We start from the raw sequence: 20,319 nt of genomic DNA, 5'->3' as shown, positions 1-20,319 counted from the left end.
GATCCCCGTCCGCCCCGGCGACACCGTCACCACCCAGGAGGGCACCGGCCATGACAGCCCCGCTGACCTCGCCGTCGTCGGCGCCGGCCCCGCCGGCCTCGCCGCCGCCGTCACCGCCGCCGACCTCGGGCTCTCCGTCACCCTCCTCGACGCCGGCGAACGGCCCGGCGGCCAGTTCTACCGGCACCCCGCCCCCGCACTGCGCGCCCGGCGGCCCGAGGCCCTGCACCACGGGTGGCGGCACTTCACCACCCGGGCCCGCCGCCTCGACGCCCACCGCGCCGCCGGCCGCGTCACCCACCTGCCCTTCCACCACGTCTGGACCGTCGTCCGCGACGGCACCGGCCACGGCCACTGGACGCTGCACGCCGTCGCGGGACCCGACGAGACGCCCGCCACCGTACGGGCCCGGGCCGTGCTCCTCGCCACCGGCGCCTACGAACGCCACCTGCCCTTCCCCGGCTGGACCCTGCCCGGCGTCGTCGCCGCGGGCGGCGCCCAGGCCATGCTGAAGTCCGGGCTCGCCCTGCCCGGCCTCGGAACGTCCCCGGCGCAGCCGCGGGCCCGGGGAGGATCGTCGTCGCCGGCAGCGGACCGCTCCTCCTCGCCACGGCCGGCTCCCTCGCCGCCGCGGGCGCCCGGGTGCCCGCCGTCGTCGAAGCCGCCGACTACACCGCGTACGCACGCCGGCTGCCCGCCCTCGCACGCAACCCCGGCAAGCTCGCCGAGGGCGCCCTCCACGGCGGCGCGCTGCTCCGGCACGGCACCCGCCTGCTCACCCGGCACGCCGTCACCGCGGCCCACGGCACGACCCGCGTCGAAGCCGTCACCGTCACCCGCCTCGACCCCGACTGGCGGCCCGTACCCGGCACCGCCCGGCGCATCCCCTGCGACGCCCTCGCCGTCGGCCACGGCCTCGTCCCGCAGCTCGAACTCGCCACCGGCCTCGGCTGCGCCACCCGCCGCACCCCCGACGGCACCCCCGCCCTCGCACTCGACACCGACCAGGCCACCTCCGTGCCGGGCGTCTGGGCCGCGGGCGAGACCGGCGGCGTCGGCGGCGCCGAACTGGCCCTCACCGAAGGCGAGATCGCCGCGGCAGCCGTCGCCCGCGCCCTGCGGGGCACCCCCGCGACCCGCGCCGCACCGCCGCCCTCACCCGGCGCCGCGACCGCCTGCGGGCCTTCGCCGACGCGATGGCCGCCGCCCACCGGCCCGGCGCCGGATGGGCCGACTGGCTCCGCGACGACACCGAGGTGTGCCGCTGCGAGGAGGTCACCGCCGACCGGATCCGCGAGGCCGTCACCGACCTCGGCGCCCACGACGCCCGCACCGTCAAACTGCTCACCCGCGCCGGCATGGGCTGGTGCCAGGGCCGCGTGTGCGGCCAGGCCGTCGCCCGCCTCGCCGGAGCGGAGCCCGCGCCCGACCGGCGCCCGCTGTCCTGCCCCGTCCCCCTGAGCCACCTGGCCCGGCTGCCCGAACCGCCGGACACCCACGAAGGAGCCCCCGCATGAGCACCACCCGGCCCACCGGCGCCCCCGCCGACACCCGCACGCGCCCCTGGCACGGCATCATGGTCGCCACCGCGCTGCCCCTGCGCGACGACCTGTCCGTCGACTACGACGCGTACGCCGAGCACGTCGCCCGGCTGATCGCCGACGGCTGCGACGGCGTCGTCCCCAACGGCTCCCTCGGCGAGTACCAGACCCTCACCGACGACGAGCGGGCCCGCGTCGTGCGCACCGCCGTCGACGCGGCCGGCGACGGCGCCCGTGTCATGCCCGGCGTGGCCGCCTACGGCAGCGCCGAGTCCCGCCGCTGGGCCGAGCAGGCCGCCGAACTCGGCTGCGGCTCCGTCCTCCTCCTGCCGCCCAACGCCTACCGCGCCGACGACGCGGCCGTCCGCGCCCACTACAGCGAGGTCGCCAAGGCCGGCGTCCCGGTCGTCGCCTACAACAACCCGTACGACACCAAGGTCGACCTCACGCCCGAACTGCTCGCCCGGATCCACGCCGACGGCTCGATCGTCGCGGTGAAGGAGTTCAGCGGAGACGTCCGCCGCGCCTACGAGCTCGCCGAACTCGCCCCCGAACTGGACCTGCTGGTCGGCGCCGACGACGTGCTGCTGGAGCTCGCCCTCGCCGGCGCGGCCGGCTGGATCGCGGGCTACCCCAACGCGCTGCCCGGCGCCTGCGCCGCGCTGTACCGTGCGGCCGTCGCCCAGGACCTGGACCTCGCCCTGCCGCTGTACCGGGCCCTGCACCCGCTGCTGCGCTGGGACTCGAAGACCGAGTTCGTGCAGGCCATCAAACTGTCCATGGACATCGCCGGACGCCCCGGCGGCCCCACCCGCCCGCCGCGCGCGCCACTGACGGAGGAGCAGGCCGCCCTCGTCCGCGCCGCCACCGAGAAGGCCCTCGCCGAGGGCATGGACCGCATCGCGGACTGACCCCGCGCGGCGGCCCCCGGCGGGCGGCCGTCCTGGCGGCGCGTCGTCCCCGGCGTACGACCGGCGGGCGGTCGGGAACACGACCCGCGAAGGCCGAGGTTGCGCCCCATGGAGGCCGGGGCGACGCCTCTGACGGGGGAGAGACCCCGGCGGGGACGCGCCTGCCGGGGATGCGCCTGGCGGGGATGCGCCTGCCGGGGACGCGCCTGCTGGGGGAGGCCCTGCCAGGGATGCGTCTGCCGGGGATGTGCCTGCCAGGGGATGCGCCTGCCAGGGATGCGCCTGCCGGGGATGTGCCTGCCGGGGGAGGCCCTGCCAGGGACGTGCCTGCTGGGGGAGGCTCTGCCAGGGACGTGCCTGCCGGGGGAGGCCCTGCCAGAGATGCGCCTGCCGGGAGGCCCTGCCAGGGACGCGCCTGGCAGGGGAGGGCGCCTGCCGGTGACGCGTCTGGCGGGGTGAGGCCCGGCGGCGGCACGATGGCGGGGCGCCTCCCGGCGGCGGCCCCTGCCGGGGGAGGCTCTACCTGGCGGGGGCTCCCTGACGCCGGCCCCCTTCCCGGCCGCCGGGCAGCCGCCCGCCCCGACCACCGGGCGACGCGCCCGACCACCGGCGGGCGCACCCCGCCCCACCCCTCGCCCACCCACCACCTCACGGACCCCGAACAGGAGACCCGATGCGCACCCGCCACGTCTTCCACGCGGTCGACTCGCACACCGAGGGCATGCCCACCCGCGTCATCACCGGCGGCGTCGGGGTCCTGCCCGGCGCCACCATGGCCGAGCGGCGCCGCCACCTCGTCGACCGGCTCGACCACCTGCGCACCCTCCTGATGTACGAGCCGCGCGGCCACTCCGCGATGAGCGGGGCCATCCTCCAGCCGCCCACCCGGCCGGACGCGGACTACGGCGTGCTCTACATCGAGGTGTCCGGAGCCCTCCCCATGTGCGGCCACGGCACCATCGGCGTCGCGACCGTCCTCGTCGAGACCGGCATGGTGCCGGTGGCCGAACCCGTCACGACCGTCCGCCTCGACACCCCGGCCGGCCTGGTCGCGGTGGACGTGCACGTCGAGGACGGCGCCGCGAAGGCCGTCACCCTCACCAACGTCCCCGCCTTCAGCGTCGCCCTGGACCGCAAGGTCGACGTGCCGGGCTACGGCACCGTCACCTACGACCTGGCCTACGGCGGCAACTTCTACGCCTTCGTCCCCCTCGACGCGCTGGGGCTGCCGTTCGACCGGGCCCGCAAGGACGACCTGCTGTCGGCCGGCCTCGCCGTCATGGACGCCGTCAACGCCGCGGACCGGCCGGTCCACCCGGAGAACCCGGAGATCGGCGGCCTCAAGCACGTCTACCTGGCGGCGCCCGGCTCGGACGCCGCCCACTCCCGGCACGCCATGGCCATCCACCCCGGCTGGTTCGACCGCTCGCCCTGCGGCACCGGCACCTCGGCGCGCATGGCGCAGCTGCACGCCCGCGACGAGCTGCCCCTCGGCCGGGACTTCGTCAACGAGTCGTTCATCGGCACCCGCTTCACCGGGCGGCTCGTCGCCGAGACGTCGGTCGGCGGGCTGCCCGCGGTCGTGCCCACCGTCACCGGACGGGCCTGGATCACCGGCACGGCCCAGTACTTCCTGGACCCGGACGACCCCTTCCCCGCGGGTTTCCTACTCTGAAGGGCCCGCGAAAAGCACCGACGCAGTACCGCAGCCCCGGAGGTAGGCCCATGGGTGGCCATCTGAAGCAGTCGAACCTCATCACCGCGCAGGAGCGCCTGCGCGACCAGGTCGCCCATGCCCTGCGCGCCGCCCTCATCTCCGGGGAGCTCCAGCCCGGCCTGGTCTACTCCGCCCCCGCCCTGGCCGCCGACTTCGGGATCTCCGCCACACCGGTGCGGGAGGCCATGCTGGACCTCGCCCGGGAGGGCCTCGTCGAGCCGGTGCGCAACAAGGGCTTCCGGGTCACCGAGGTCAGCGGCCGCGACCTCGACCAGTACACGGAACTGCGGGCCCTGATCGAGGTCCCCACCGTCGGCGCCGTCACCCGCACCGCGGCCCGGGAGCAGCTGGAGGCGCTGCGCCCGGTCGCCGAGGAGATCGTCGCGTCCGCCCGCGACCACGACCTCATCGGCTACCTGGACGCCGACCGCCGCTTCCACCTGTCGCTGCTGGGGCTGCACGGAAACGAGCGGCTCGTGGAGACCGTCGGCGACCTCCGCAAGCGGTCCCGGCTGTACGGCCTGACGGCGCTCGACGAGCGCGGCAAGCTCGTCGCCTCCGCCGAGGAGCACCTGGAGCTGCTGGACCTGATGCTGGCCGGGGACGCGGCCGGGGCCGAGGCGTGCATGGCCCGCCACCTCGGCCACGTACGCTCGCTGTGGGCGGCCGACGAGCACTGACGGGCTCCCCGGCGGTGGTCGACGACCGCCGGGCTCCTCCGCGGTGGACGACCACCGGCGGGGCCCTCGGCGGTGGACGACGCGCAACGGGCTTTGCGGCAGGAGACGGGGACTGGCGGACTGCGCGGCGGCCGGGGAGGGCCGACCGGCGCCGCGGCGGCCGCGGAGCACGCAAGGGCGCCGCGGCAACCGACCAGGCCCCGGCCCGTTCGCGGCCGGCCAGGACGCAGACCGGCACCCGCGGGGGCCCGGGTCAGTCCCGGCCCGCCCGGGGCCGGGCAGGCGCAGCGCCTCCACCGCCTCCCGGCTGCCGCCCGCCACGTCCGCGTACGTCCTCGGGTCGGCCGCGGCGAGCCGGTCCAGCGCGGCGGCCGCCCGCTCCTCGGGCGTCCGCCCGTCCTCCGGAAGCCGCCACGCGAACACCACCTCCCCGCCGCGCCGCGCCTCCCGCCCCGCGCCGAGCCCCGGCCAGGAGGTGAAGCGCAGCTCCGTCGTGTCCGGTTCGCCGTGCCGCGTGCCGCCCAGGAGAGCCGGCAGTCCCACCGGGCGGCGAGTTCCGGCCGGTCCCGCAGCGCGGCGGCGATGAGGCGCGCGGTGCGCCGGGCGGGCCCCGCCCACGCGTGGTCGCTCTCCGCACGGGCGATCTCCGCGTCGTACGCGGCGGCCTCGAACCGCAGCGGACCCACCGGGTCCCGCCGGTCAGGCCGCGCCCACCCGTCCCAGACGACCTCGCCGCCCTCCCGGCGGATGGTCACGTCGAGGGCGCCGCAGCAGCCCACGCTGCAGTACGCCTCCGCGAGCCGTACCCGGCGCGGCCGCTCCCCGGCCCGCAGCAGCCCCGTGTCGAGGAGCTGTTCGGGCTGGAGGCCCGGGCCCTGGCCGAACACCTCCGGCAGCAGGGGCCGCCCGCCGACGAGGATCCGCGTCTCGACGGGGCCGCCCTCCGCCGGGTCGGGCACGACGGCCTCCACACGCAGCGGCGGCGGCACCGCCGCCGGTCGAACGGCTGCCGCCGGGCCCGCCGGATCCAGTCCAGCCGCCGCCCGGCGGCGACGGCCGCCCCGTCCTCGGCGACGGCCGCCCAGGCCGCGCCGCCGAGCACCGCCTCCAGGGTGCCGAGCAGCGCCTCACGCTGCCCGCGCCGCCAGTCGAGCAGGACACTCGGCCCGCTGGACAGGTCGAGGGCCAGCGACAGCAGCAGCGCGTACGTGCCGACCGACGGCGGCAGCCGGGACGCGCGCGCCGCGAAAGCGCCGTACGCGCGCACGGCGCCCTGCCCGTACGCGAGGATCTCGGCGCGGTGGTCGCGCTGGTCCGTCGCCCGGACGAGCAGCCGCCCGCCCGCTCCAGCAGGTCCGGATCGACGGGACCGGCCCGCAGCAGCTCGTCAAGCCGCAGCGCCTCGGCGAGCCGGCGGGCGCAGCTCGCGTCCACCGCCCTGCGGGTCAGCGGCGCGGCCCGCAGCGCGTGAAGGGCGGCCGCCCGGTCCCCTGCGGTGAGCGCGCCCACCAGGGGGCGCAGCTCGGCGTCGGGGGCGTAGCGGCGCAGCCACAGGAGGGCGGCGGACGGGCGGTCCAGGGCGTCGAGGGCGGCAACGGCCGGGATGTCGAGCCCGTCGAGCAGCCCCAGGGCGGCCAGGTACGGCACGTCCGGAGGCCCACCGAGCCGCCCCAGCAGGGCGATGCCCGCGGCCACGGCGGCCCTGTCGGTGCCGTCGCGTACGAGGCGGCGGGCCAGCGCCCGTGCCGAGGCCTCCGCCCCCGCGGGCACGGGCAGCGCGGTGGCGAACCGGTGCACGAGGTGCGGCCGCACGGGAAGTGCACCGAGCAGGCGGTGGGCGGACCGCGCGGCCCGGGCCGTGTCCGGGTCGGTCAGCAGGGGAGCGAGGGCACCGGCGACCGCCGCGCGCGCCTCCTTCGCGGGGAGCCGGCGGCGCCGCGCCCCGCCGGCCGGGCGGTAGCGGGGGTGCGGGGCGGCGGCAGGCCGCCGGCGGGCACCGGCCCGCCACGGGGCCCGCGGCGCGCAGGAGCGCCCGCACGTGGGCGTACAGGGAAGGGCCGGGCGCAGGGGCGGCGCCGGAGGGGCCGGGGATGAGCGCGGCGCGCTCGTCGGCCGCGCTCACCGGGCGGCGCGGTACTCGATTCCGTGGGTCACGGAGCGGATCCTGCCACCCGGCCCCCCGCCCGCACCACCGGCTTTCCGGCCCCAAGCCCCGAACAGGGCCCCGAGCCACTGGTGTTCTGGCCCCGGGCCGCGGGCAGGGCCGGTTCCGCAGTGGCAGGACCACAGGACGGGATGGCAGGATCCTCACCGTCCGTAGGTGTGCGCATACCGCAGCACACCATGGTGGAGATGAGGGGGAACCATGCTCTCAGGCATACGTCGGCGCTTCACCACCGCCGGTGTCGCCCTGCTGATGGCTGCCGGCGTCCTGGGACCGGCGGGGGGCGGGCAGACCGCCGCCGCCGCGCAGACCACCGGGACGGCCGTGGCCGCGGGAGCGGCCGAGGCGGCCGCACCGCCCATGGGGACGCTGTTCAACAACCCCACGTCGAGCGACCCCGCCCAGCAGAACGCCATCAGGAACCAGGTGCGTGCGCTCATCGCCGCAGCCGACACCGGCTCCACCATCCGGATGGCGCTGTACCACTTCTGGGACAACACCATCGCCCAGGACCTGGCCTCGGCGCACACCGCCCGGGGCGTCAACGTCCGCGTGGTGCTGGACAGCACGACGCTCGACCACCCCAGCGCCTACAACACCCTGAAGTCGGCCCTGGGCACGGACACCCGCCTCGGCTCGTACGTGATGCTGTGCCGTACGGGCACGTCATGCCTCGGCTCCACCGGGAAGGGCATCAACCACAACAAGTTCCTCCTCTTCAGCAGCCTCGGCGGCGGCGCGGCCCGGCAGGTGGTGTTCCAGACCACCTCCAACCTCACCCCGTCGAACTACTCCCGCTTCTGGAACAGCGCGGTGAGCGTCGCCGGCAACACCGAGCTGTACACGGCGTACACCTCCTACTTCGGCGAGCTGGCCCAGCAGGACCGGGCGAACTGGAAGTACACCTACGCCAACGCGGGCGCGTACAAGGTGTACTTCTTCCCCCGCGCGGGCAGCACCACCGGCACCGACACCGTCGTCAACGCGCTCGACAACGTCAGGTGCACCTGGAGCGACGCCAACGGCACCCACCGCACCGCCATCCGGGTCGCGATGCTGAAGATCACCCGCCAAGCGGTCGCGGACAAGCTGCGCTCCCTCGCGGCGGCGGGCTGCACCGTCGACATCGTCTACAGCGAGACCGACACCGGCACCTGGAACGCCCTGCACGGCCAGCCCCGGCTCACCACCCGCTGCTACCAGCACGACGACGACGCGAACCCGGCCACCCCGAACCGGATCGTGCACTCCAAGAACATGATGATCGACGGGATGTACGCGGGCGCCCGCCACAAGCTGGTCTTCACCGGCAGCCACAACTGGAGCGGCCCCGCACTGCGCGACAACGACGAGGCGATGCTCCGCATCACCACGCCGTCCGTGTACGACGCCTTCACCGCCAACTTCACCCGGGTGCGGGCGGCCGCCCTCCCCGGCGTGTCGGACAACGTCGCCGCCTGCCGCTGACGCCGTGTGAGCCGGCCCGCTCCGCCCCCGGGGAGTCTCCCGCGGCGAAGGCGGCGGGCCGGCGTCACCGGCTGCCACGGTGGCGCCTGCTCCTGAAGGGCGCCACCGGCAACGGGTGGGGGCCGCGGACGCCGACGTCTGCGTACGGGCCGTAAGCGATGGTGGTGGGGGAGGAGCACGTGTTCCAGTTGCTGTTGCAGGTGGTGGTCGGAGGCGTCCTCATCTGGGGCTCCGCCGGCGAGTTGCTCGGGTACCTGCGGACGCGCTCGCGCCTGGTGCGGACGACGGGCGTGGTGGTGGCCCTGGAGGAGGGAGGCGCGCCGCCCGGCGTGCGGAGCCGGTCGGCCGTCTTCCGTTTCACCACCCAGGACGGGCGGTCGTTCCAGGTCACCAGCTCCGCCCATACCTGGCCCGGCCCCAAGGTCGGTACGTCGCTCCCGGTGGTGTACGACCCGGAGCGCCCCTGGCGGGCCGAACGGGCGGGCGTGCTGCTCTTCAAGCTGTGGCTCGCCCCACTCACACTCGCCTTCGGGGTGTTCCTCCTCTACCTGGCTGTACGGGAGTGGTGACAGAACCACCACCACGCGTCCGCCGCGCCCTCCCTGACCCGCTCACCGGTGCTCGTTCTCGGGCTCTGGCTCAGGTTTTGTGGTGTGTGCACGCTGAGTGATGACTGAGGTCGTCTGGCCGGTTCCGGAAGTTGTCCGGAAACGAGCAGCGTCTGGTGCGGTGTGGCTGACAGGTCGGGGCCGTGGAAGACGACGCGGTGCGTCCGCATGCGTGGTCATGACGTATCGGTTCCTTCGTGAATGGGGCGTGCAACGGCCGCTGCCCGTATCGGGCGCCGCTACCTGCACGCGCAGTCCGGTGTTCTCCAACAAGGCGGCGCCATAACGGCATGGGAACGCCGCCCGTTGCCGCTTCAGCCATGTGAGACGACGGGCCGCTTGCTGACCGCACGAAGGTGGGGGGTCTCCAAAACCGGTCCGTGGCCGAGCCCGGCGCCGGTAACGTCGCGCCATGTCTTCCAGCGAGCCCAGCGCGGCCGATCAGCAACTCCTCGACCACGCCCAGCGGCACGGCTACACGGTCACCGCCAAGCAGCTGGCGACATGGCGCAGCCACGGGCTGCTCCCGGGCAACATCCACGGCGGGGGCCTCGGCCGTGGCAAGGGCAGCACATCCCGGCCGGCACCCGAGAGTCACGACCTGGTACGGGGCCTTGCCTGTCATGCCGGACCAGGCAAGCGCCCGACGAAGGCGGAACCGGCGACGGGATGAGCTTCCGGGCCGGGACTGACGGACACGGCTCGGAGCGTCGGGGGCGAAGGCTTGGAGCGGCCGGGCCCCTGAAGGCACAGAAGCGGGACATGGACGCTGCGCCTCCCCGTCGTCGCCCTCTGCGCGCTGATCCTGAACGAGGCCCTGACCTGGACGATCGCACTCGGCGGGGTCTGCCTGATCGTCTCGACCGAGCGACGGATGTGATCGCGGACGATCGTAGATCCCCCTACCCTGTGAGTCATTCGAATAGTTGACCAGGGGTGGGGATCCGTTTGGCAACGCGAACGAACGCTGCCGGCGACGACGGTAGGGCTCAGCTGACCGGCTGGCGGAGGGTGCTCGGCTGCCTGACTCTCGTCGTCGTCGGGCTCGGTGTGGTCGGCGGTGCCGCTCTCATCTTCCTGGCCAACACGGGCTATGTGCCCTTCCTTTCCATGACGACCGCCTGGGAGGCCCCGTACGACCGCAACGCCTCCGACCAGGGCAACGGCGCCTGGCTCGCGGGCGACACCGTCGTCCGCAGCCGCTACGACGCGGTAACCGGCTTCGACGTCACGACGGGCGAGAAGCGCTGGGAGTACGTGCCCGGCCGGGCGGACATCTGCTCCGTCAGTTCGACCGCCGACGACTCGGCAGCCCTGCTCGTCCACGGCGAGCCGGGCAAGGACTGCAGCACCGTCGCCGCGCTCGACCTCACCAACGGCCGGGAACTGTGGCACACCTCCCGCGCACCAGCCGTCGGCGACACCACCGCCGACCGCGTCGCCACCGGCGCCGGGCTCGGCGTGTTCCTCGACGGCGACACCCCGGTAGTGCGGGCGGTCGACCTGCGGTCCGGCACGCCGCGCTGGACAGCCGCCGTGCCGAGGGACTGTGTCCCAGGTTCGGTCGCCGCCGCGGACAAGCAGGTCCTGGCTGTCGTCGCCTGCGGGGACGAACTGAAGCTTGCCGCGTTCGATCCGGCCGACGGCGGGGAGCTGTGGACCGCGCCCCTGGACGCCCGGCGGGGCGTTCCCACGAGCAGGGGCGCGACCTTTCTGTCTGCCGACCCGGCGGTGGTGCGCGTCGGGGAGCCGGAGGGGGACGGATCGTACTCCTACCTCACCTTCGGGCCGGACGGCCGCCCCCAGGGACGGATCGACGAGGTCGGCGGCCATGGCGACATCAAGCAGGCGACCGTCGCCGGCGGTCGGCTGCTGGCGATCGCCACGTACGTCGGCAACCAGAGCGCCGAGTGGGAGCGGCTCGTCGCCTTCGATCTCACGAGCGGGAACGAGGTGTGGCGGGAGCACGTCGCCCCCGGCGGGACGGACGTCGCCGGGCTGTACGCGGCGGGCGACCGGGTGACGGTCATGACCAGTTCCCCCAAGTACGGGGACACGCTGTACGTCTACGACGCCGCCACGGGCGACGAAGAGGACGACCGCGCCTTCCGCGACGACCCGGCCCCGGGCTACAGCACCCTCGATGGACTTTTCACGTACGAGGACCTCGTCATCGCCTTCCGCCACGGCCAGGGCGTGCGGCCCTTCTCCGTGTACGAGCGGTGGTGACGGAGGGCAGGAGAACGTCTCCCGCACCCCCTTCCCTCTCCGCGCTTCCCTGCTGCGGCTGTCACTGCCCCCGAACCCACTCCAGCCCACGGCTCGTTTCGGGCGACTTCGCACACGGCCCAGAGAGACTCACCTGTCACTCATCGTCGCCGCGTCACAGAAGGTGAGCCAGAACCCGTTCTCGTGAGCAAAGCCAGCAGGCCCCGGGTCGGAACCTTCGGTCCCGGGGTCTGCTGACGCGTCCCGCTTCCTCTCCACAGGCGTACGGGCTCACCAGCACCAGGAGCCGGAAACACGTACTCAGCCCGTGGCGCGCAAGGTGCGGCGGGCAGCGGTACGAAGGTGATCGAGGACCTCGGGCCGCGTCGAGGGTGTAGTCGGCGGGCAGGCCGGCCAGGGTCCGGGCGATGCGGGTGAGGGAGTCGTCGGAGGCGTCGACGAGGCAGCTGGCCGCGTCGACGGGCCGGATCCGGGTGCCCAGGTGCCGGGTGCGGGCGCGGACCTCGTCGGCGGGGGCCTGGACGGTGGCGAGGGCGCGGTGGCGGGTGGGGGCGGCGGAGAGGCGGGCGGCGACGAAGGCCGCGGGGTCATCGCCGGGCAGCTGGCGGGCCGGGGCGCGGCGGCCGGTGAGGGTGAGGTCGGTGATGCGGTCGAGGCGGAAGACGCGCCAGTCGTCCTTGTCCGTGTCGTGGGCGAGGAGGTACCACAGCGGGCCGGAGGCGACCAGGTGCTGCGGTTCCACGCGGCGCGGGGCGGCGGCGCCGCCGCGGGCGGTGTAGCAGAAGGCCAGGATCTCGTGGTCGCGGCAGGCGACGGCCAGGGCCCCGAGCAGGGCCGGATCCGCCCGCGGCCCCCGGTCCTCCCAGGCGATGCCCGCGACGGACGACTGGAGTGCGGTGACCTGGCCGCGCAGGCGGCGGGGGAGGACCTGTTCGAGCTTGGCCAGGGCGCGCAGGGCCGTCTCCTCGATCCCGGTAAGACCGCCGGCCGCGGTGCGCAGGGCGACGGCGATCGCGACGGCCTCCTCGTCGTCGAGCAGCAGCGGGGGCAGGTCGGTGCCGGCGGCGAGCCGGTAGCCGCCGGCATGGCCGCGGGCGCTGTCGACGGGGTAGCCCAGTTCGCGCAGCCGGTCGACGTCGCGGCGCACCGTGCGCACGGTCACCTGAAGCCGGTCGGCCAGATCGGCCCCGGACCACTCCCGGCGGGTCTGCAGCAGGGACAGCAGCCGCAGCACCCGGGCCGTCATGTCACTCGTCATGCATCCACTCTCACCGACTTCAGAGGACAGACCCTGACCTGAAGCCCGTCTACGGTGGATTTGTCCGGCTCTCGGGTCCCAGAACCACCATCGGAAGGCCCCCCATGAAGATCGCAGTTCTCGGCACCGGCGGCGGCGCCCGCGCTCACGCGGCCAGGCTCCTCGACCTGGGCCACGAGGTGTACGTCGGCACCCGCGACCCCGAGGCCACCCTCGCCCGCACCGAGCCCGACATGATGGGCAACGCCCCGTACGGGCAGTGGCTCGCCGAGCACCCCGGCATCACCCTCAGGTCCTTCGGTGATGCCGCCGCCGCTGCCGACCGGCTGGTCATCAACGGCATCGACGGGCACAACGCCGTCGCCGCGCTGACCGCCATCGCGGACCGGCTCGCCGGCCAGACCCTGATCGACTACGCCGTCCCCTACGTCTACCAGCACGAGACCGAGCACCCCTGGCCCACCCCGTGGGGCGTCATGCCGAAGCTGGAGCCGTGCGACACCGACAGCCTCGGCGAGCAGATCCAGCGCGCCCTGCCCGCCACCAAGGTCGTCAAGAGCTTCGTCACCCAGGAGCAGTCCACCGCCGTCGACCCGAAGGCCATCGGCGGCGGCGACCACACGATGTTCCTCGCCGGCGACGACGCGGAAGCCAAGCAGCAGGCCGCCGACCTGCTCAAGGCGTACGGCTGGACCGACATCCTCGACCTCGGCCCGCTGGTGTGCGCCCGCGGCATGGAGATGTACGCCCACATGCACTCCGCCATCGGCTTCGGCCTCGGGCGCCAGTTCGGCGGCCACTTCGGCATCAAGGTCGTGCGCTGACCCGGAACACCTGCACACGGACGGCGCGCCCACCTCTGCCCGAGAAGGCACCGGCTACCTCCTGCCCCCCACCACCTTCCGCCCGCCCCGCCCTGCGAACCGGGCGCGGCAGTGCTGCCCGGCCTCGACCCCACCGCCATGGGGTGGCGCCACCGCACCCGGTACACCGATGCCGCCCACACCGCCGCACTGTTCGACCGCAACGGCAGCATCGGCCCCACCCTCTGGTGGGACCGTCGAGGCCATACGCCTGTGGCTCCGTGCATGACCCGTCAGACGGAACCCAGCCGGCCCGGGTCTGCCTCCCCGGGTGCCCGGGGAGGCAGACCCGCCGCCTACCCGTCGATGATGACCTCGAACGCCTCGCCCTGCATGATGCGGTCGGACATCACCGCCCTCCCGAACTCGCTCCCCGCAGCGGAGTTGTCCTTTGCGTCGACATGGGCCCGGATACAGGGCGCGTTGCGCGGGCCGGCCCTGTCGACGGTCACGTTCGCCACGTCCCACACCCCGCCGACCTCGCGCGGGGTGATGTCGATACACCGTTCACCCTCGTTGCCGCCCTGCATCGACTTGGCGAACGGGTACTCGTCACACGAGTCGTTGGGGATGCCCGTGGCGCCCCGGGGGAACGGGTACTTCCCGCGGTCACAGGTCAGGGCCCGCCTGTTCTCGGCCTCCGGGTCAAACGGGTCAACATACCACCGGTTCAGCAGGTTCCCGGGGGTGCCGAACTTGCCCGTGAGGTTCTTCTGCGCCCACTCGTAGGCGACGGCCGCCCCCTTGTAGAGCGACCGGTGGAGTGTCACGTTGGCCGTGTGCCCGTCGACAATGCATCCGGGCGGCGATCCGGCCTTCGGTGAGACCTTGTCGTCACAGCGCACCTTGGGGCCGGGCCAGTCCAGGAACCTGTTCACCGGCCTCCCGCCGCCCTTGACGGTGATGATGGTCCCGTTCACGTGGTAGGAGGGCTGGACGATCGTGTCGAAGCCCTTGCCGACCGACGAGCTGTAGGAGAGGGTTCCGTCCTCCCTGCCCTGGCCGTTCTTCAGGAGCACGGGCGCCCCGCCCCAGGCCGGTGCCCCCGCCGTGCACTGGCCGCTGCACGTGGCGCTCAGAGCCATCGTCACAGCGGCGATATTGGGCGTCATGTCGGTGACGTAGATTCTTATTTCCTCCTTCCACTGTGCATTGGGCAGGGAGTTCATGGCCGCTGCGGCGAAGACCAGGACATGGGCCTTGCCGTTCACCTTGTTGTCCTCGCCAAGGGTCACGTACTCGGCCAGGTACCGCATGCAGTACGCCTTGCGGTTCGAGGGGATGGGCTCGATGGGCTTATTCGGGTCGGGGTCTTTTTTGAGGCAGAGGTCCGCCCCCGGGTTGGCACGGGCGACCCGGGGGGCTGCGGCGGGCACGGCGGCGAGGGCGGAGGCGGTGGCCGGTCCCGTCTTGATGCAGGTCCAGGCCATGCCCTCGCGCCGCAGGTCGGGCCCGGTTTCCGTACAGTCGCCGTGGCCCTGGGGGACTGTACGGCTCGTGAGGGGTTGGGCGGCGGCCGGTTGTGCGCCCATGGTGCACAGGGCTGCGGTGAGGGCGAGCGAGGCTATCGCTGCCAGGCCGCGTCTGACGTGTTCCAAAAGGTGGTCCCTTCCTCCGGTGGCCCCGTTGCGGGCACACCGAAGGCATGGAACCTGTCAACTCCCGTTCATACCAGCCGATAAACGCGACAGTCTGTGATCGCATTTGGCTAGTTGTGGTACAGACCTGCCGCCCCCGGCGGCACTAGTTTCGCTCACACTCACCTCACAGATCACACACAGGGGAAAGCAATGCGCCGCACAAAAACCCGTCTGGGCAGAGGGCTCGGAGTGCTCACAGCCACCGCGGCGGCCGCCGTGGGCCTGGCCGCCCCGGCCGCCGCCGCAGCCCCCGCCGCCGCCCCGGCCGCCGCCGGGCAGGCGGTCCAGCCCGGCCAGACCTGTACCGCAGCCGATCTCGGCACACGCCACCCGGTCATCAAGACGACCGAAGTCACCCCGACGATCACCCACTTCAAGGGTTGGTACGTCACCCAGGGCTCCACCGGCAGCCATACCGTCACCACCAGCACCCAGACCACCATCGCGGTGTCTGTCGGCCTCAACGGCACCGTTCAGGGAAGCTTCGCCGTCGAGGCCCTCGGCAGCGTCGGCGCGAGCCTGGGCCTGAACGTGCAGGTCAACTACTCCTCCACCAGCAGTGAGTCGAACTCCATCTCCTGGAACTTCTTCGAGCCCGGCTACTACGGCCTCTACAAGGGCACCAAGAAGGTCACCGGCGCCTACGGCAGCCTCAACTGCAACCGCATCCAACAGGACGACGGCAGCTGGGCACTGAAGTGGACCGAGGGCCCCGACAGCGGCAGCTACACCACTTACACCGCCCTCGAAGAAGGCGCGGTGCGCTGCGAGGACAAGGTCCCCGCCGACAGCATCATGGCCAAGGCTCAGCGCCTGTTGGACTGCGGCTCCCCTGCCGCCACCGCGAAGCACCCGGCAGGTCCCGTCCCCTCGGCCAAGGCCGACCAGGCCAAGCACGACGCCGACAACGCCGCCCAGGCCGCCCAGGACACGAAGGCCCCCCAGGCCGCCCAACCCGCCACGCGGGCCGCTCTGAACTGCCAATCCGCCGCCTACAAGATCGACGTCCCCGGCAAGCCCCTGAACTGGAGTGCACCGCTCCTGGCCAACGATGGCATCCGTCTGCGCGAATCCACGTTCTTCAGCGCCCACCTGGACAACTGGCGCCTGTGCAATGTCACGGAGAACAACGGAGTCCTTGAGGCGACCCTGTGGAACTGGGGCAACGGCGGATGCGCGACCGTCCCGGCGGACATCGCCAACAAGGAGCAGGCACACCTGACGACGGCCACCTGCGGGGAGGACGACCTCCAGCGGTTCTACATCTACCGCGACGTACCCGGCAGCACGAAGATCGGTCTGCAGAACAAGTACACCGGCTCCATGATGGGCCACGACCGCTACGCGAACGGCGAGTTGATCCGCCAGTACTCCAGCGGCAGGCAGGACGGTACGGGTACGTACACCCTGACCAGAGTCTGACAGCCCCCACCCCGTGAGCATTGCCCCGCACGTGAAACACCCGGCCTCCCGGTTCCGTGCGGGGCCTTCCGCGTCTCCACGGCGCAGGAAGCGGGGCGGGAAGGCCGCGCCGTCGCAGTCGGCTCAGGCCTGTCGGAGGGTGAAGCTGTAGCCGAAGAGGAAGGAGAAGAGCAGGTAGAACTCGGCCTCGAAGAGGCCTTCGGTGAGGAACCGGACGTCGGTGTCCAGGGCGGAGCCGCAGCCGGGTTCGTCGACACCGGTGCCCCGGTACGCCGAGGCCATGAAGGTGATGTTGACCAGGAGGGTGCCCGGGAGCGCGAAGCCGCGCAGGGCGTCGACGTGGTGTAAGCGGGGCGCGGTGGTCGGCCCGGTGGCCCGCCGGGCCGCGGGTTCCGCGCCTGCCCCGGTTCCTGGCGTGGGGTCTGCGGTGGGACGGAGGGTTATCGCCTTGCTCCTTCAGTGTCGAGAGAGGACAGGAAGTGCCGCTGGTCGGCCAGGAAGCCCTCAGCGAAGAGGGCCCGCGGCGCGAACAGCGCGGTCAGTGTCAGACGCAGGGACGATGTCTCCACGTCGTACGTGACCAGGCCATGGGCGGCGTCGGGGTAGTGGGCGACGCGCAGTGGCGGTGAGGGGAGCAGCCTGCGGTAGGCGGCCTCGGTGTCGGCGGTGTCCACGTTCACGTCGTGCCCGGCGAGCACCAGCAGGACGGGAATCCCGCGCAGGGCCGGCAGGTCGGCGCCGGCGTCGGCGGAGTGGTTCTTGGAGACGAACCGCCATCGGGCGGCCGTCATACCCTGCGGGTCCCCGACGGCCTGGACGTACTCCTCGTACGTGGCGCCTCGCGCGAGCAGTTCGAGCCCGGTCTCGCGGCGGCGCAGGGCGGCGGCGATCTCGGCATCCGAGGCGCCGTCGCGGCGCAGTTCGGCCAGGAGGTTGTAGCGGCCCTGCCGGTGCCAGTTGACGGCGGGTGAGACGGCGATGGCGAACCGGATCCGCCCGTCCTTGGCGGCGATCTTGGGCAGCACCCAGCCGGCCTGACTGGCACCCCACAGGCCGACCCGGCTGCCGTCGACGTCCGGCCGCTGCCGCGCCCAGGCGATCGCGTCGGCGGCCTCCTGCGCGCGGTCGTCCATGGTCTGGTCGAGCCAGTCGCCCGGCGCGCCGTCCACGCCCGGCTTGTTCCAGGACAGCGAGGCGTACCCGGCACGGGCGAAGGCCTCCCACATCGGCCGGTAGAAGGTGTCGTGCGTGGCGTCCACCGGGCCGTCTCCGTGGACGATGACCACCAGGGGGAAGGGTCCCTTCCCCTGTTCGGGCAGCGCCAGTACGCCGTGCAGGGTCCGCCCCCCGTGCCGCACGGTGACGGCCTCTTCCCGCAGGTCGTACGTGTTCTGCCAGACCACCAGCCCGCCCAGGCCGGCCGCCACGACCACCAGCGCCGTCAAGGTCGCGAGCGCGGCCCGCGCCGCCCGGCGCCGGCGCGTCGAGATCTCGTGTCGCGGTCTCGCCAACATCCATCCCCCTCAGAAACTATCGAATCAGAAACTATCGTTTTTCTTTCGACCGTACTATGTTCATACGCACAACGCGAGGAGGAAGTCATGGACGCAGCAGTGACCATCAGGCGCGGCGTACCCTCGGGCGCCGAGGAACGGGTGGCCGCGCTCTACTGGGAGGCATTCGGCCGCAAGCTCGGAGCCGCTCTGGGCCCGGCCGAGCGTGGTCGCGCCTTCATCGCCCGCCACCTCCACCACGACCGCGCCGCCGTCGCGCTCTCACCCGCCGGCCACGTCGTGGGCGTGGCCGGCTACCAGCTGGGCGGGCGCGGCCTGACCGGCGGCGGGGCGCGCGACGTGTTCTCCACCTTCGGGCTGTTCCGCGGCCTGCCCCGGCTCGCCGTGCTGGCGCTACTCGAACGCACCCCCGCCCCCAGGGAACTCGTCATGGACGGCATCGCCGTCGACCCCGCCCACCGCGGTACGGGCATCGGAAGCCTGCTGCTGACGGAGATCGCGGCCGTCGCCGCCGAGCACGACTGCTCCCGGGTCCGCCTGGACGTCATCGACGTCAACCCGCGCGCCCGCGCCCTGTACGAGCGGCACCGCTTCACCGCCGTACACACCGAACAGACTCCGTACCTCAGGAAACTGATGGGATTCGGTGCGGTGACTACGATGCATCGCGCCGTGCCGGCCCACCCGGGCAGCGGCGCGCCCGGCGACACCTTGGAGCAGCAGCGATGACCAGCAGACCCGCGGTGGGCCGTGCGACAAAGCCCGCCACACCCGGGATCGGCACCCGCACGCTGGTGTTCGCCCTCGTCCGCGAGGACGGCACCGTCGACGCCGGCGAGCTGTACGCCATCGCCGAAGCACTCGGCATGACCGACCAACAGGTCCGGCTCTGCCTCAAACGGCTCGTCGCCGAGGGCCGGTTCACCCAGGAGGGGCGCGGCCGCAAGGCCGTACTGCGCGCCACCGCCGACGCCACCGGCGCCATCGCACCGGACGTGCAGTACGTCCGCCACGCCTACCGGCAGGACCAGGGGCTCGCCCCCTGGGACGAGGTCTGGCACCTGTTCGCCTTCGCCATCCCCGAGACCGCCCGGCAGGCCCGCGACACCCTGCGCGACACCCTTCTCCACCTCGGCGCGGCCCCCGTCCAGGGCGGGCTCTACGTCAGCGCCAACGCCATCGGCGACATCGTCGAAGCCCACGCCCGCCAACTGGACGTCCTGCCTTCCCTCACCCGTCTCACCAGTCGCGACCTGCGGGTCGGGGACGAGACCGACCCCGTCCGCCTCGCCGCCCTGCTCTGGCCGCTCCAGAAGATCGCCGACCGCCACGAGGCGCTCGCCGCCCTCGCCACTTCCCGTCTGGCCCGGCTGTCCGGCGCGGACCAGCCCACGAGCACCGAGCGCCTGACATACGCCATCGAGCTGGCGGCAGCCTTCACCACCGCCATGGACCCTGACCCCCTGCTGCCCCCTGAACTGCTCCCCCAGCCCTGGCCCGGCACCCGAGCCCGCGCCGTGGCCGCACAGTGCTGGGAAGCCCTGGCCGCCGAGTCCGGCCAGGACCACGGCCGGCCACACCTGTTCCGCCTCTACGACGGCGCCATCCGCACCCCGGCGTCTCCGTCCACCCCGCTGCCCTCACGCCCTTGACGGCTGCGGGCGGCCTGGGACGCGCTCCCCGTCGTCCACCGCACGCGGGCGCGCAGCGGGCCAGGCCCGAGTCGGCCGCATCAGCCGGTAGGCGCGCTCGGCCGGCGTCGTCGTGCCGACGCTGTACAGCCGGTGGCCCTCGTGCAGGGTCACCATCCCTTCGGCGGCGAGCTGCTCCAGCGCCGAGCGAACCACAGCCGTCGACAGCCGGAGGTCCCCCGCGATCTCGGCGAGCGCCGGCAGATGGGTGCCCGGTTCGGTACACGAGAGCCGCACCCACCGGCGCACCCCCTGGACGTCGTCGTCGCCCGCCACCACGTTGCCCACCGTCGTCATGTCCGCGCCCCTGTCCTCCGGTGATCCCGGTCCGGGGACCAGCCTGGTGGGCCGCGCGGCGCGAGCGCCAGGAACGTGCCAGGGCTTGCCGGAACCGGGCCTGGGCGGTGGATTCGGGCGGATACGCGTATCGGCCGGGGGGCTACCGGTAGCTACGGCGGTGTTGCCTGGCGGGCGGGCTCCGTGCTGGTTCCGTGTGGCACTCCGAGCCGGGGTTCACGCTGAGGAATCCCGGCGCCGGGATGGTCGCGCAGCCAGGCTGTGAGCGTGCCCGCGGTGCGGTCGGGCAGCACACCTCGAAGCGGCTTCCGGGGATG

Annotated in this window: 17 protein-coding genes and 3 pseudogenes; 14 read left to right on the top strand and 6 right to left on the bottom strand. The window is 73.5% G+C overall.

Annotated elements, in window-relative coordinates:
* The first annotated feature begins 1 nt into the window (after nucleotide 1).
* From L6E17_RS31095 to L6E17_RS20395, 4 genes and pseudogenes are all read left to right on the top strand, one after another.
* Nucleotides 2-1,517: pseudogene (locus tag L6E17_RS31095) on the top strand (NAD(P)/FAD-dependent oxidoreductase).
* Nucleotides 1,514-2,452 carry a dihydrodipicolinate synthase family protein gene (locus L6E17_RS20405; protein WP_236242199.1) on the top strand — a complete coding sequence of 313 codons (939 nt, stop codon included), beginning with the start codon at nucleotides 1,514-1,516 and terminating at the stop codon, nucleotides 2,450-2,452. The pseudogene L6E17_RS31095 and the gene L6E17_RS20405 overlap by 4 nt, the downstream one beginning before the upstream one ends.
* Before the next feature lie 673 nt (nucleotides 2,453-3,125).
* Nucleotides 3,126-4,127, top strand: a complete 1,002-nt coding sequence (locus L6E17_RS20400) for a proline racemase family protein (RefSeq protein ID WP_236242198.1) — start codon at nucleotides 3,126-3,128, stop codon at nucleotides 4,125-4,127.
* A gap of 50 nt (nucleotides 4,128-4,177) precedes the next feature.
* Nucleotides 4,178-4,849, top strand: a complete 672-nt coding sequence (locus L6E17_RS20395) for a GntR family transcriptional regulator (protein ID WP_236242197.1) — start codon at nucleotides 4,178-4,180, stop codon at nucleotides 4,847-4,849.
* Between the two features lie 751 nt (nucleotides 4,850-5,600).
* Here L6E17_RS20395 and L6E17_RS20390 read toward each other — a convergent pair.
* Nucleotides 5,601-6,116, bottom strand: a complete 516-nt coding sequence (locus L6E17_RS20390; protein WP_236242196.1) for a hypothetical protein — start codon at nucleotides 6,114-6,116, stop codon at nucleotides 5,601-5,603.
* Between the two features lie 33 nt (nucleotides 6,117-6,149).
* Here L6E17_RS20390 and L6E17_RS20385 point away from each other — a divergent pair, with 33 nt between their 5' ends.
* From L6E17_RS20385 to L6E17_RS20365, 5 genes are all read left to right on the top strand, one after another.
* Entirely contained in the window at nucleotides 6,150-6,320 is a 171-nt protein-coding gene (locus L6E17_RS20385) for a hypothetical protein (protein WP_236242195.1), read from the top strand.
* Nucleotides 6,321-7,214: 894 nt separating this feature from the next.
* Complete coding sequence (locus L6E17_RS20380) at nucleotides 7,215-8,480, top strand: phospholipase D-like domain-containing protein (RefSeq protein WP_236242194.1); 1,266 nt, start codon at nucleotides 7,215-7,217, stop codon at nucleotides 8,478-8,480.
* Nucleotides 8,481-8,659: 179 nt separating this feature from the next.
* Nucleotides 8,660-9,049 carry a DUF3592 domain-containing protein gene (locus tag L6E17_RS20375; protein ID WP_236242193.1) on the top strand — a complete coding sequence of 130 codons (390 nt, stop codon included), beginning with the start codon at nucleotides 8,660-8,662 and terminating at the stop codon, nucleotides 9,047-9,049.
* Between the two features lie 451 nt (nucleotides 9,050-9,500).
* Nucleotides 9,501-9,761 carry a hypothetical protein gene (locus L6E17_RS20370; RefSeq protein ID WP_236242192.1) on the top strand — a complete coding sequence of 87 codons (261 nt, stop codon included), beginning with the start codon at nucleotides 9,501-9,503 and terminating at the stop codon, nucleotides 9,759-9,761.
* A gap of 275 nt (nucleotides 9,762-10,036) precedes the next feature.
* Complete coding sequence (locus L6E17_RS20365; RefSeq protein WP_236242191.1) at nucleotides 10,037-11,317, top strand: PQQ-binding-like beta-propeller repeat protein; 1,281 nt, start codon at nucleotides 10,037-10,039, stop codon at nucleotides 11,315-11,317.
* Between the two features lie 300 nt (nucleotides 11,318-11,617).
* Here L6E17_RS20365 and L6E17_RS20360 read toward each other — a convergent pair.
* Nucleotides 11,618-12,575, bottom strand: a pseudogene (locus L6E17_RS20360) (helix-turn-helix transcriptional regulator).
* Nucleotides 12,576-12,679: 104 nt separating this feature from the next.
* Here L6E17_RS20360 and L6E17_RS20355 point away from each other — a divergent pair.
* Both L6E17_RS20355 and L6E17_RS31090 read left to right on the top strand, forming a co-directional pair.
* Nucleotides 12,680-13,399, top strand: coding sequence for an NADPH-dependent F420 reductase (locus L6E17_RS20355; RefSeq protein WP_236242190.1), 720 nt, complete (start codon nucleotides 12,680-12,682; stop codon nucleotides 13,397-13,399).
* 111 nt (nucleotides 13,400-13,510) lie between these two features.
* Nucleotides 13,511-13,573, top strand: a pseudogene (locus L6E17_RS31090) (hypothetical protein); the annotation flags it as partial.
* 161 nt (nucleotides 13,574-13,734) lie between these two features.
* On the opposite strand, the gene L6E17_RS20345 reads toward L6E17_RS31090, so the two are convergent.
* Nucleotides 13,735-15,036 carry a hypothetical protein gene (locus L6E17_RS20345; protein ID WP_236242189.1) on the bottom strand — a complete coding sequence of 434 codons (1,302 nt, stop codon included), beginning with the start codon at nucleotides 15,034-15,036 and terminating at the stop codon, nucleotides 13,735-13,737.
* 192 nt (nucleotides 15,037-15,228) lie between these two features.
* On the opposite strand from L6E17_RS20345, the gene L6E17_RS20340 reads away from it, so the two are divergent.
* Nucleotides 15,229-16,500 carry a hypothetical protein gene (locus L6E17_RS20340; RefSeq protein WP_236242188.1) on the top strand — a complete coding sequence of 424 codons (1,272 nt, stop codon included), beginning with the start codon at nucleotides 15,229-15,231 and terminating at the stop codon, nucleotides 16,498-16,500.
* A 123-nt stretch (nucleotides 16,501-16,623) separates the two neighbouring features.
* Here L6E17_RS20340 and L6E17_RS20335 read toward each other — a convergent pair whose 3' ends face one another.
* Both L6E17_RS20335 and L6E17_RS20330 read right to left on the bottom strand, forming a co-directional pair.
* A complete protein-coding gene (locus L6E17_RS20335; RefSeq protein WP_236242187.1) occupies nucleotides 16,624-16,782 on the bottom strand; it encodes a hypothetical protein in 159 nt (52 codons plus the stop codon).
* A 158-nt stretch (nucleotides 16,783-16,940) separates the two neighbouring features.
* Nucleotides 16,941-18,014, bottom strand: a complete 1,074-nt coding sequence (locus tag L6E17_RS20330) for a S9 family peptidase (RefSeq protein WP_236242186.1) — start codon at nucleotides 18,012-18,014, stop codon at nucleotides 16,941-16,943.
* Nucleotides 18,015-18,101: 87 nt separating this feature from the next.
* Here L6E17_RS20330 and L6E17_RS20325 point away from each other — a divergent pair, with 87 nt between their 5' ends.
* Nucleotides 18,102-18,743 carry a GNAT family N-acetyltransferase gene (locus L6E17_RS20325; RefSeq protein WP_236242185.1) on the top strand — a complete coding sequence of 214 codons (642 nt, stop codon included), beginning with the start codon at nucleotides 18,102-18,104 and terminating at the stop codon, nucleotides 18,741-18,743.
* On the top strand, nucleotides 18,740-19,666 hold the full coding sequence (locus L6E17_RS20320) for a PaaX family transcriptional regulator C-terminal domain-containing protein (protein ID WP_236242184.1): 927 nt from the start codon (nucleotides 18,740-18,742) through the stop codon (nucleotides 19,664-19,666). Before L6E17_RS20325 ends, L6E17_RS20320 begins: the two co-directional genes overlap by 4 nt.
* Here L6E17_RS20320 and L6E17_RS20315 read toward each other — a convergent pair.
* The gene (locus L6E17_RS20315; RefSeq protein WP_236242183.1) at nucleotides 19,655-20,002 is read right to left on the bottom strand and encodes a GntR family transcriptional regulator; all 348 of its coding nucleotides are present in this window, start codon (nucleotides 20,000-20,002) and stop codon (nucleotides 19,655-19,657) included. The genes L6E17_RS20320 and L6E17_RS20315 overlap by 12 nt on opposite strands.
* Nucleotides 20,003-20,319: the final 317 nt, after the last annotated feature.

The organism is Streptomyces sp. CC228A (assembly GCF_021390935.1).
In the GTDB taxonomy this organism is placed as follows: domain Bacteria; phylum Actinomycetota; class Actinomycetes; order Streptomycetales; family Streptomycetaceae; genus Streptomyces.
This window is presented reverse-complemented; position numbering and strand designations above follow the sequence as displayed.